We start from the raw sequence: 12,068 nt of genomic DNA on the forward strand, positions 1-12,068 counted from the left end.
TCTCTTATCTCTATCTGATAAGGATTTTTATAAAGCCAAAGGGTGTTTTTCATAAATTCGATTTTTTTATGTATTACTACATATTACCAATAGAGATGAATCATTGATTGTAATTTCCTCTAACTTGTTGTCCTGCGCAAAAGAATAAGGGTTTTCAAAGAAAAAAGCCATATTCTCATACATAGAATTAGGAATATAAAAGAAATTCTCATCATCATCGTACTGAGCCGTAGGATATGTATCCATAAATGCACCTAAAGTACTCCCTATTCCTATATCATTGAATTTGCCTAAGAACTTATTATAGAAAGATATCTGAGCTACTTTATTATACAACAAATTGACTTTTACGATGATGCTATCCATAAAAACGACTATTAGAAAATGGGTATCTAATTCAAAAACCACATTCCCTCTTTGATATTCATCTCTTAATAGCTTTTCAAATGCTCCTATAGAATTTCCTAAACTAACCTCTTTCAGTCCGTTAGGTTGAATAGATGATTTAAGTATACCCATTTTTATTATTTTAACGTGAGTTCGATGTGAGAATGTAATTGTATTTGTATGGATTCCAAGCTCGTGCCAGCTGGGGTTTTTAAGGTCGTATAATTGTTTCTTCTACTTTGCCTTTGATCATATTTTCAATAGCGGTATAGAGGTCGCCCCCATAGAAATAGTAATGGGTTTTGCGAGGAGCCCAAGAAGAAAGATCTACCACGCCCCATACACTCCCTACACTATCTATACAGAGAACTTCATCGGCATTGACATCGCCAAAGGGAATAAGCTCGGTAATACCTGCATCTGATTCGTAGTATAGTATCTCTTGGCGAGTGGGGAGGTTTTGTGAGGAAATAAAAGCCATATAACCGTCGTTGCGTTTGATATCCTTGCCGTCGAATATGGTAAGGAAAGTAACAAGTTCATGCGGCAAATCGTCATAACCTGCCTCGCGATAACGCGCTTTGATAGTTTCCGTACGAGCGCGTCGCTCTTCTTTAGAGAGGGTATTGAGTAAGGTGACACCTTGCTGGGCTAAAAGGTTTTCTAATGATTTTTTCATTGTTTCTTTACTTGGGCAAACTCATCAAGATGCTCCCATATATACTTTTTTATATTTTCAGAATCTTCTGTGTCGTCCATAAAATCACAATAATCTTGGTCTAAATCATCAAATTCTGGATACTTTTCGTAGAACTCTTCAAATTCTTCATCAGAAATATCATCAGCTCCTTCTATTTCTTCTTTGTGTATTTCATAAAGTACTTTGCCTTTTCTGACAATATCAGCCATATTATAAGCTCCCCATTTTTCTAAGGATTCAGCCAAGGGAGAAAGAAAAACACGCTCCCCACAACCATTCATAATAAGCTGTATAGAGCCTCCATTGAATATTTCACGAAACATATCGTTGAAAGCTAATAGCGATTGCTGGGATACGGTGAGGTCTGCCCCTTGTCGTTCTAAGTCTATATAAGCATTTATAAAAACAAATAAGAACTCCATAGGGTCTTCTTGTTTTGCTTTTTCTTCTATTTCTGATAATTGTATTTCTGGTAACATCTATTTGTTTTTTATTTTTTCAATAATACTACAATCCAAAGGATGGGAAGTAACACCAATACTATAGGGAGTGCTGTTAGGAAAACTAAAGCTGTTAGCAAACAGCCTAAATACTGGTCATAAGTAAAGGCTCTATCCAACTGTTCTATGGTCTTATTAACTATCCATAGTTTTTCTATTTTCTTCTTGAGGTTCATAGGGTTTCATTCTTCACTTCTTCCACTCCCTCTAATTCTAATAGAAACTTCTTTCGCCACAAGCCTCCACCATAGCCTGTGAGGGTACCATTGGAGCCAATGACCCGATGACAAGGAATGAGAATAGAGATGCGGTTCATACCATTGGCATTGGCTACCGCGCGTACACTTTGGGGCGATCCCAAGGCAAGGGCTTGCTGTTTGTAACTCCACGTTTGCCCATAGGGAATAGTTCGTAAGACCTGCCAAACACACTGTTGGAAATCTGTTCCCATAGGGTGAAGTGGTATAGAAAATTCCTGACGCTTGCCCGCAAAATATTCGCTAAGCTCCCGTTCCAAAAGCGAAAAATAAGAGCTTTCGCCCTGTATAACCGTGGTTTTCTCTCGCTGGGCAATATCTTTTAGCTCTGCTTCCAACACTTTGCTATCGGAAAACTCCAACATACAGATCCCCTTATCGGTAGCACAGGCAACCATAGTACCTATAGGGGTTTCTATATGCTTGAGGAAGATTGGTTTCTTTTCCAAAATATATTCAATTGGTTAATGTTTTTTACTTCTCATTCTCTTTACTTATACAACATATCCCTGTACATATTCTTCGGGATAGATAATTTTGAAACCCCGTCTATTAAGGGATTTTTTAGAGAAAAAACATATCTGTATAGCAGGGAATGATTCTAAATACTGATGACCTTTTATCACAAAAGGAGTTCTACTTTCATTTTTGCTATTGATACCATTTGCTCTAATGGCTTCATATTTAAAGTTTTTTCGTTGCTTTAAAAATTCTATAACACGTGGAACAATAAGATTATGTATTTGTTGTTCTATTAAGGCTTTTTTTGTGAACTCAAATAATTTAAGATGTTCAGGATTATCTACTAAGTTAAAACACTTATCTTCATCTAATTCAAAAGTAGACTCACAAATAACATAGTTATTTTTATATCCTTCCTGTCCCCACCAATGAGCGTTTTCAATAAAAGAATCCCAAAAATAATAACCTTCTCCTAACCAAGCGCTCTTACGATTACATAAAAAGGGACCTTGTTCCTCTATTTGATCAGGATTGTTTCTATTTTCAAGGGTTTGATAAGCTTTTCTTAGTTTCATTCTATATTTCTGTAGTATTGCTTCGTAATTCTTCCTCTAAACCTGATAAGTTGTAGGTGGGAAGAATAATCCCTGGAACATTAGCCTGAGTAGTAACTAAACTTAGATAGGCTCGTAGATAAGGAAATAGAATAGCTATACTGTTTTTATAGAAAAAATCTGGTATATCTTCCATAGTTTCTACATTTTTAAACTCAAAAAGGCCTTTACAATTTACATATACAAAAGGTTCTGTATTTTCTTGCTGTAAAGAAACCGAAAAAATAAGTTCAAAATTCTTCTTATCTTTCAGGAAAACACCTTTTGTAGTAAAAAGAATTCCTAAATTACCTTTCTTGTAGTTGTTAAGGTCAATATGTACCTGGTCAAACTGATAATTGATAATTGAAAAAGAGGCTGGTTGCATAATTCTTTTTTTTAGTTAAAGAAAAAGCCCGAAGAAAATTTCGGGCTATATATGTTAGTAATAATTTCTACTTTTTCAAAGAATATAGAAGCTAAAAAATCATCTGCGGTGAGATCCACCTCCTCATATCCTTTAGTTTTCTCCCAATCTGCTATAATTTGTTCTCTTGGAGTATTTTCAAAATATGCTTTTAATTCTTCTAACAATTTTGAAGCCATAATCTTAGATAATTAAAGGTTATTAATAGTTTGCATAATACAATGAGTGTATTACTTCTTAGCGGGCACAAAAATACAACTTTTATCCATAAAAATCAAGAAATAACTGATTTTTTTACTTTCTTGCTTCTTCTATAGTCAGCCCAAAAGAAGCTAAGCGGCGTTCTAAGTTGGAAAGGATATAGTCTTTCTCTTCGGGGAAACGTTTGGCTATTGCTTTGTAATAGGGCAATAGACGCTGGTCATCTATCTCAGAAAGGGCTTGTATAACTGTGTGTAACACCTTGTTATCAGTCTCTTGTAGTCCTTTGATAAAGGTATCGAGGTACTGTTCTTTTTTCTGGCTCTTTCCCAGTGTATAGTAGGCTGTACTACGGATTTGAGGATTTACATTATCCGTAAAAGGTAAAATATCTTCCTCAAAATCCTCAGTCTCGGCAAGAAGGTAGGTAGCAAAATTAAAGGTTTCCTCATCGTTTATAGTAGGCAAGAGTTCCTTTACAGCAGGCACCCAGTCGGCACAGTGGTCTTGAGCATACCACCATATATACTGAAATACTTTCTTGGGCTTTTTGGTTACCAAATCTTGCAAGTAAGGCTTTGCGCGCTCATAAGACGATTGGCTAAGAATTTCAATTAAGAAATCTCTATCCTCGTTGTTTAAGGCGATAAGCTTTTCTATCTTGTCTAATAGCGGAGGTTCTAAAGGCGGTTTTTTATGATATACCCCCTCAAGGCAGTCGGTTTGGGTTTTGCGGTCGGTAGTGTGTTCATATTCATTGAGGAGCACCTCTGCAGCTTCGCCCCGATGGTAGCCAAACCAAGTAGGACGGTCGTCCAAAAGTTGCCCAGAGATCACCTCATCAAGATAGCGCTCGTACCAATCTAAGAAGTTGATTTCAAAGGCAAATTTAGGTTGTGCGAGGTCTAAATCTACATTCACTATACGACCGGCGTATTTGCCATTAAGCACTAAGGCATGATAATAGGTACAACCTTGACTTCCCAAAGGGAGCAGTCCGCCAAAGACTTTTCCACACTGCTGGATATAATCCTCTTCTGTCTCCGTTGTCTCTACTTCCTCATCTTCTTCAAAATCATCTTCATCTTCTTCACTCATTAATAGCGGATCAGAGAGGGCTTCCCATTCTTCTTGGGTCATATCAGGTGAGAGGGCACAAGGGGCTTTAAGATAGATTTCTGAGCCTTCATAAAGAAGGTCATCTACCTGAGTTCCAAAGGCAGACAATCCGTAATAAGGCCCTGCCATAATATCTAGTTTTTGGGCATTAACATCACCTATAGTCTGTACAAAGGCACGGTAATCCTTAGGTAGAGATACACCGTATTTCTTTTCAAAGGCAAGGACTTCCGCCTCGCTTACGGGAGGGTTGAGGTGGTACTTGTGTGAGCTGGCACCGAATACTTCTAAGTCTTTATCAGCAGCTTTGGCTTGGGCAAGCTTTTGCTGAATACGGTGGAGTTGTTCTTGATACATAGGTGTTAGTTGTTAGGGGGTATTTTCCTTTCCAAAAAAGTCTATAATTAGAAGCAAAAATACAACTTTTCAATCCAAAAGTCAAGAGATAATTGTTTTTTTACTTTCTTGCTTCTTCTATAGTGAGCCCAAAAGAAGCTAAGCGGCGTTCTAAGTTGCTAAGAATATAGTCTTTCTCTTTGGGGAAACGCTTGGCTATTTGTTTGTAATAGGGTAACAAACGTTCGTCAGTTATACCTGATAGAGCTTGGATAACTGCTCTCAGTACATTATTGTCTGTATCTTGTAGACCGTTGATAAAAACCTCCAAAAAGGCTTCCCTATTAGAACTTTTGGAGAGGGTATAATAAGCATATTCACGCATTTGAACAATAGGATGATGCGTAAATGGTACGATAACAGGCTCAAAATTACTGTTAGGACAGTCAGAGATTATGGAACTTGCACGCCTAAATACATCTAAATCCTCAATAGTTGGGATTTGCGCTTTTACGACTTCTATCCAGTCGGCATAATGTTTTTTTGCATAGAAACATATCATTTCCACTGCTTTTTCAAAATCCTCCTTTATCAAAGTGGTTAGATAGGGCTTGGCGTGCTGGTAAGAAGAGCGCAAAAGAAGGTTGATAAAGAAGTGCTTATCTTCCTTATTCCAGCTGATGATTTTTTCAATAGTGGGGAACGTTTCAGCAAGAAAAGGAAATTTCTTATACCAAAGAGCTTCCCTACAGTTCTTTTGCTCTTGCAAATCGGTAGTTTGCTGATAGTCATTTAGAAGAACTTCAATAGTGCCACGACGATTATAACCAAAACGGGCTAAAGTGTTTCCTATCAAATCGCCAGAGATCACCTCGTCCAAATAGCGTTCGTACCAATCCAAGAAAGTAGTTTCAAAAGCAAACTTAGGTTTTCTCAAATCAAGATCTATATTCACTACTCGCCCTGCATATTTGCCGTTAAGCACCAAGGCGTGGTACATAGAGCAACCCTGTGAGCCTAGGGGTAAGAGACCGCTATATACCTTTCCGTGAAGTGCTTCATAAGTAGCATCGTCTAACAGAAATTCTGTATGGTTTTCCTTGGCTTCTTGTTCTGCTATTTCAGCTTCCAAAAGTTCTCTGCTAAAAGCCTCCCATTCTTCATCTGTCATATCAGGAGAGAGGGCACAAGGAGCCTTTAGGTAAGGAGTGCCGTCGCCAAGAAGAAATTGTTCTTGTGCTCTATCAAAATCAAAAAGCCCATAGTAAGGACCTGCTATTTTCTCTAATCTTTCAGCATTTTTGTCACCTATGGTAAGTAGGAAATCGCGATAGCCCTCAGGCAAGGTAAGTTCGTATTTTTGTTCAAAGGCAAGGATTTCCACCTCACTTACAGGTGGGTTAAGGTGGTACTTGTGTGAGCTGGCTCCGAATACTTCTAGGTTTTTATCGGCAGCTTTGGCTTGGGCTAATTTCTGTTGGATACGGTGGAGTTGTTCTTTCATTTGTGTTTGTTTTTATATATTTCCATAGACCTCTATATAAGCGCAGGTGGAGAGTTTTCCCTCCAAATCAGTGATGACCTTCTGCACAAAGGTTTTTACTTTTTCATCGGTAAATGTACGCTGGCGCAGTTGTGTGATGATTTTTTGGCATGTGGTGGGATCAAAAAGGTTACTAGTGGTACCCTTGAAATGGGGTTCTATCTTATTCCATTGAGGTTGGTATAGGGGAAATACGGACTTGAAATCTTCTAAAAGATATTGATCAAAATCTTCTATTGGGATAAAGATAGAGCGCTTGGAAACAACGTTCAGATCAGTATCCAAGGCAGTGATGATATAGCCCATACCTCTTTCGCTGGTGTCTCTCCTATTATCCACACTTATAGTTAGTGAAGTACTAAAAATGTGTTTTACAGCCTTCTCAACATTGTGATTGAAACGCTCATATACGCTTTCCGCTTCCCAGCACTCGCACTCAGTTTCTACCATTATAGCGGCTATATTCTCTTGGTGATAGAGGGCTATGGCAGCTGGAATATCACCTGCAGTTTGCTCTAATAGGGTCTTGGCTTTCTGTAAGGGAAGGGCGAGCTCAGTTTTGAGGGTTTGTATTTCTTTGAGATAGTTCATTCAATTAACAAATTACTTCATTTTGGGGCGAAAAGAGCGTTTTTTGTCAAAGCCTTTGCTGTCTATTTTCAGCTCATTGGGCAGTTCGGGAGATTGCTCGGCTTGGGTTTTGAGGTCGGAAAGGTACTGCACAATGTGTTGCCATACAAAATCGGGGTCGATATAGACGCCGAGTTCCTGCAAACTAGGGTTTATATATACTTTTCGATTTTTCGTTCTATAATCACTCGTAATGAGTAGTAACGGTATTTTTGAGAGTTCTTCCCAAGACAAATGAGTTTCTTCCCTGATATGAAAACCATTATTCTCACGAATGAAATCAGCTGTATCTGAAAAATAACCTAACCAAAGATTACTTTTATACTCATATTGTTTCCCATCTCGGAATTTTAGACAGTATCCGTCAAAAAAATAATACCTCCTTTTTTTTCTTTCTATATCTACTAGATCAAAATGGGTATAGATTTTATTTTGGGTAATAAAAAGATGTACCACTTCACTTCCTACATATAGCGTTGAATACAAGGCAAGGTTAGATTCTTCTGGAGAAATACGCTGTCTATCTACAATCGTTCCATTACGGCGGTCATAGACGAGGTTTTCGTCCGTGCCATATTCAGCGACTTTATAGTCGTAGTAATCTTTGAATTTAGAGATGATTTTCATTATTTATACAAGAAAAGTAAATGATCTCACTTATAAAAATCTTGTACTACTCAAAAAATTATAATACTTTTTTGGTGGTACAGGAGAACATATTATCCATTTCTGTCATTTTTATAATATAACTATTAATCTAAATAGCGAAAATTTCCGATTTTTGTAAAAATATTATTAACAGATTCCTTTTGTTTAAGGGTAATTTTAAAATTTTTATATAGATATCTTAGTATAGAGCCTAAAAAATCTACTGAATAACCTTCTCTAATAGCTTTTTTAATCCAAAAAGAATATGAATAGCATCTATGCAAATTATCTAATTTTAAAATATCTGGAGCAGCATTCTCTATATTTAAAATATGTCTAACTTCTTCATCCGTTAAGTCCCCTTTTTTAATAAAAGTTAGATAATAGTCTTTTAGATATCTATACGAAACTCCTTCAAATTCTTCTATAAGTTTATTCTCTCTTAGCTCAATGTATTCTATTGCTTTTTTCTTATCATCATTTCTATGAATATTCTGGTTATGAATATTTCTCTCTTGATTTTCTTGATTTTGATTTTCACCTTCTTCATCTTCTAATGTTTCTATAATATATTTTGTAAAATCAGGTATTGATCTTAAATCTGCATTTACATTCCTTTCAGTACAATAACGCCCAGAAGAAAATACTTCTCCTGTATCGATATTCTTGACTACATACACCTTTTGAGATATTAGTCTTCTTCTACAAAATGACATCGTTCAATTTCTGTTGTAAAATCTTTTCTTAATAATTTATAATTACTCATTTTATTTCAGTTATAGATGTATTTCGTTTAAAACTACATTATCATTTGATATTATATGATTACTAAGTATTCAAATTAGGGTAATCCTTACTGGCACGAGCTTGTAGCTCGTACCTAACTATAAATAAAGTTTGTAGCTCACTTTCCCTCACAGCGCTTACTTTATAACGCTGTCTATCTCCCAATGTTTTTCTTTCAAACAGCTAATAGCGAGGCAAGCCCCAACGGCATTCCATACCGAATAGTCGAAGGTAGCTTTTAGCCCTACGGAGGTGAACATTGCCAAACCGAAACAAGCAATAAGCACCCCAGATAGCTTGGCTACCAATTCGGTTTTAAAGCCTAACAATAGGCATACCGAAAATACCATTTCCAACAAGGTCGCTATCCAGCCTCCTGCATTGGCCAAGGAAGTCGGGAAATAAGGTAATAGCGATTGGGTGTATCGTAAGAAGTTATCCATATTGCCCCACACAGAGATTTTCGCCGCCCATAAGCCAAAACGATCGGCTACTGCTGAAAGCATAGAGGTACTTACTGCGAATCTCAAAAAAAGTTTGATGTATTTTGTCATCAGTAAAGAAGTAATTATTGATTTTAAGTACCTAATTCAGGGTGATCCCAAGCGTTGTAAGTATCAGTAAGGTTGTCGTTCTCTTGTCCTTTGCAACACAACCATTCTAAACCTGCACGGCGTTCCATTACGATATCTTCGTCTAAATCTGCTAAGTCTGAACCGTATATACGAGCATTTACTGTTGTCCAGTGGTAACGATAGTGCAAGTCTAAGGCTTGTAAGATTTCTTCTATGGGGCGCAGGGTGGTATGTGCCATAAAGTCATCAAGCCCCTCAAACTCGCCCATTGTATCCATTATCAAATCGCAATCACAAATCTCATTGGGGAATGATAATTCTTCTACGATGCCCAGAGCCCATAGTAATACCCATAATGACTCGTATTTCCAAGTGGCATTCATAGCTCCTGCCTCACTTATAGTACCTGCAATCACCTGCTGTTCCATAGGAGTTAGCAACTCAAGGACATTGTATTTTTCCGAAAGAAAATCTTCCGCATATACTCTATCCTCTTCGGAATATTCACCTTTACTGATAGATAAAGCACACATTATAGAAGCAAATGAGCATACCGCCCGCTCTATGACTTCTTTTTTATCACGAGGGGTTACTTCCTCTGTTTCATAACGAAAGGGCAAATGTTCTATATAAGGTACGCCTTGCGACACAAGTATTGCGATACTTCTGTTTTTGCGCTCTTGCGCAGTAATTGGTTTATTATTCATAAGATTTAGATATTGAGGTTTTTCATTTTATTCCTCTAAATTCATTTCATCTACGTATTGTTCGACTAAGGTCATTGTGTGGTGGTTTTTAAATTAAAAAATCTTGTTCTATAATACCCTCTTCAAAAGAATAGTCCTTTGCATCTAATATATTCCATATTTTCTGAGTGAACTCTTCAAAAGAATTGGCTAATACTACCTCATCACTTTGGTAATCAATCCCAGGGTATAGCATAATTACTTGCCCTTTCACCCCATTGGTAGCAGGGTTGAGATCTATGCAAATACGGGTTGTCGCTTCAAAATCTGTAAAGGGAATCCAACCTTTATCCCATAATACAGGTTGAATTTTGTTAGGATTGAGCTCATCAGCAATAGATTCCCCTTCAAAGTCCTCTACTAGCATTTGGTAGGTCTCAATAATTTCATCTGTGGGAAGCAATAAGTTATACCCCATAAAATAATGGGGGCTATCACTTTGCTCTTGTCCGTTGAAAGTACGCAAATACTCTTTGAAACTCTCAGGGAGGGGTTGCGCTACGGCATCCTCCAATGCCTTAATTTGAGCCTCCTTAGCAGGTTTCTGAAAACTTTCTCCTATTGAAGGCACAATGGCAAGTAATGATTGTTGTATCTTCTGCCAAAGAGATGGTGTATTGTTATTCATTTATAGGTTTGTATGATATTGTTAATAATAGAAGACGGGACAGACAAATTGGATGCCTGACACCTAACAGCTAACACCTGACCCCTAATACTTATAATTCACTTCCCCCAAAGCGATAGGCTCTGGATTCTGCACGACCCAAGCGGTCGCCAATTCGCATAGGCGTTGGGTGCCAGTGCCGTCATCCTCCAAAATATGCTTTTGAATATCAGCCACTTCGGCGAGTTCACTCTCCGAGAGGGGATTACCTTGTTGCAGGTAACCGCTAATGGCAGTGAGCATCTTGCGGTATTCCTTATTCCAGTTGCCCATAGCATTGCGAAAAAGTTCATCATTCACTCTACCTGCTATACGTACTACCTCACCTTGTACCGTAATTGCGCTACCACTACTGGGCACCAAGAGTGTCCACGCCTGCTCGTAACGTTCTTCCCACGTATCCCCTGCCAGTATAATAGCAGATTTGCCATCGTGTTGTATACGGCGAGGTACAGGAGGCACATCAAAGAGTTTGTATAGTTCTTGGAGGGCAGCATCTGCTTCTTCTAACCATTCAGCATCCGTATCAGCACGGCGAAATTCGAAGTCTTCACCTATGATAGTCAGTCGTTCTTTAGCATATTTGGTAGGCTTCAATCCAGCATTCAAATATATTTTGATAGCCTTGAGGGCTTTGGGCAAATAGCCTCCCCTTGCTGTTATGAGTGTACGCTCTATTACATTATGCCCCCTATCGTCTTTGGCATTGATGTTAGCACCTTTTTCAAGGAGTAACTCAGCTACTTCAGCGTGGTATTCAGCAAAGAGCAGAGGGGTTTTCTTGTATCTGTCCTGCGCCTCTATATCAGCACCTCTTTCCAATAATAACGCTACTTTTTTTATATTATTTACTTGGGCGTGATAGTGCAATGGGGTGCATTCGTATTCATCTCTCGCATTGATATCTGCTCCTTGGGCAATGAGCCAGTCCATTAGCTCCAACGGAATCTTATAAAAAGAAAGCGCAGGGGTCTTGAACGAACGACGGTCATAAGCGTTTAGCTCACATTCGTTGAACACCGCTTTTAGCGCATCTAAATCTTTGGCTTCTATCAGTTCGTAGAAGTTTGCTGGTAGGGTTTTCTTTTTCTTGGCCACTTTCTTAATTGTTAATGGTTAATTGTCAATGCTTAATGATTGCAGGGACAAAGATAAAAATAATTTACTAATTTGCCAATGAGTTAATGAGCTAATTACTAATTGACTCATTGGCTAATTAGCTCATTAACTACTTGTCCATACGTACAATTCTTGGTTGGAAAGTACCGATGATAGCTACCAAATCGCTTTGAGAAGCCATTACGGTTTCTATGTTCTTATACGCCATAGGGGCTTCTTCGGCATTGCCTCCGATGAGGGTAATATCTTTGGCTTTGAGGGCTTTTTTGATGTCGGAACTGGTAAAACGGTTCTTGCTCTCATTGCGCGAGAAAGCCCGCCCTGCCCCGTGTGAAGCCGAATCGAAACTCTCGGCATTGCCTTTGCCGCGCA

General features: G+C 38.2%; 18 protein-coding genes. All 18 read right to left on the bottom strand.

All coding sequences use genetic code 11. The features are described from left to right. Positions 1–66: 66 nt before the first annotated feature. Positions 67–519: a hypothetical protein gene (locus tag Q0625_RS08380; protein WP_298825771.1), complete on the bottom strand. Its 453-nt coding sequence runs from the start codon at positions 517–519 to the stop codon at positions 67–69. 79 nt (positions 520–598) lie between these two features. Further along, positions 599–1,066, bottom strand: coding sequence for an immunity protein (locus Q0625_RS08385; protein ID WP_298825774.1), 468 nt, complete (start codon positions 1,064–1,066; stop codon positions 599–601). Then, positions 1,063–1,566, bottom strand: a complete 504-nt coding sequence (locus tag Q0625_RS08390; protein WP_298825777.1) for a DUF4375 domain-containing protein — start codon at positions 1,564–1,566, stop codon at positions 1,063–1,065. The genes Q0625_RS08385 and Q0625_RS08390 overlap by 4 nt, the downstream gene beginning before the upstream one ends. Positions 1,567–1,577: 11 nt before the next feature. Continuing rightward, positions 1,578–1,763, bottom strand: coding sequence for a hypothetical protein (locus tag Q0625_RS08395; protein WP_298825780.1), 186 nt, complete (start codon positions 1,761–1,763; stop codon positions 1,578–1,580). Then, positions 1,760–2,293 carry a methylated-DNA--[protein]-cysteine S-methyltransferase gene (locus Q0625_RS08400; RefSeq protein WP_298825783.1) on the bottom strand — a complete coding sequence of 178 codons (534 nt, stop codon included), beginning with the start codon at positions 2,291–2,293 and terminating at the stop codon, positions 1,760–1,762. The genes Q0625_RS08395 and Q0625_RS08400 overlap by 4 nt, the downstream gene beginning before the upstream one ends. 45 nt (positions 2,294–2,338) lie before the next feature. Next, positions 2,339–2,881 carry a hypothetical protein gene (locus Q0625_RS08405; protein WP_297973921.1) on the bottom strand — a complete coding sequence of 181 codons (543 nt, stop codon included), beginning with the start codon at positions 2,879–2,881 and terminating at the stop codon, positions 2,339–2,341. 1 nt (position 2,882) lies between these two features. Continuing rightward, positions 2,883–3,287: a protein-export chaperone SecB gene (locus Q0625_RS08410; protein WP_298825786.1), complete on the bottom strand. Its 405-nt coding sequence runs from the start codon at positions 3,285–3,287 to the stop codon at positions 2,883–2,885. An 11-nt stretch (positions 3,288–3,298) separates the two neighbouring features. Further along, positions 3,299–3,505 carry a hypothetical protein gene (locus Q0625_RS08415; protein WP_298825789.1) on the bottom strand — a complete coding sequence of 69 codons (207 nt, stop codon included), beginning with the start codon at positions 3,503–3,505 and terminating at the stop codon, positions 3,299–3,301. Between the two features lie 115 nt (positions 3,506–3,620). Beyond that, entirely contained in the window at positions 3,621–5,003 is a 1,383-nt protein-coding gene (locus Q0625_RS08420; protein WP_298825792.1) for an SMI1/KNR4 family protein, read from the bottom strand. Between the two features lie 100 nt (positions 5,004–5,103). Then, the gene (locus tag Q0625_RS08425) at positions 5,104–6,486 is read right to left on the bottom strand and encodes an SMI1/KNR4 family protein (RefSeq protein WP_298825795.1); all 1,383 of its coding nucleotides are present in this window, start codon (positions 6,484–6,486) and stop codon (positions 5,104–5,106) included. Between the two features lie 12 nt (positions 6,487–6,498). After that, on the bottom strand, positions 6,499–7,116 hold the full coding sequence (locus Q0625_RS08430; protein ID WP_298825798.1) for a hypothetical protein: 618 nt from the start codon (positions 7,114–7,116) through the stop codon (positions 6,499–6,501). A 12-nt stretch (positions 7,117–7,128) separates the two neighbouring features. Continuing rightward, entirely contained in the window at positions 7,129–7,782 is a 654-nt protein-coding gene (locus Q0625_RS08435; RefSeq protein WP_298825801.1) for a hypothetical protein, read from the bottom strand. A gap of 125 nt (positions 7,783–7,907) precedes the next feature. Then, complete coding sequence (locus Q0625_RS08440; RefSeq protein WP_298825804.1) at positions 7,908–8,483, bottom strand: hypothetical protein; 576 nt, start codon at positions 8,481–8,483, stop codon at positions 7,908–7,910. 243 nt (positions 8,484–8,726) lie between these two features. Continuing rightward, the gene (locus Q0625_RS08445) at positions 8,727–9,119 is read right to left on the bottom strand and encodes a DoxX family protein (protein WP_298825807.1); all 393 of its coding nucleotides are present in this window, start codon (positions 9,117–9,119) and stop codon (positions 8,727–8,729) included. Between the two features lie 47 nt (positions 9,120–9,166). Next, positions 9,167–9,871, bottom strand: coding sequence for a DUF4272 domain-containing protein (locus tag Q0625_RS08450; protein ID WP_298825810.1), 705 nt, complete (start codon positions 9,869–9,871; stop codon positions 9,167–9,169). Positions 9,872–9,959: 88 nt separating this feature from the next. Next, positions 9,960–10,538, bottom strand: coding sequence for an SMI1/KNR4 family protein (locus Q0625_RS08455; RefSeq protein ID WP_298825813.1), 579 nt, complete (start codon positions 10,536–10,538; stop codon positions 9,960–9,962). 84 nt (positions 10,539–10,622) lie between these two features. Continuing rightward, positions 10,623–11,675, bottom strand: a complete 1,053-nt coding sequence (locus tag Q0625_RS08460) for an ankyrin repeat domain-containing protein (protein WP_298825816.1) — start codon at positions 11,673–11,675, stop codon at positions 10,623–10,625. 130 nt (positions 11,676–11,805) lie between these two features. Further along, positions 11,806–12,068, bottom strand: a 263-nt coding sequence (locus Q0625_RS08465; RefSeq protein WP_298825818.1) for an RtcB family protein, incomplete at its 5' end; no start/stop codon positions are given.

Origin of the sequence: uncultured Capnocytophaga sp. (assembly GCF_938029845.1) — a bacterium.
Taxonomy (GTDB): domain Bacteria; phylum Bacteroidota; class Bacteroidia; order Flavobacteriales; family Flavobacteriaceae; genus Capnocytophaga.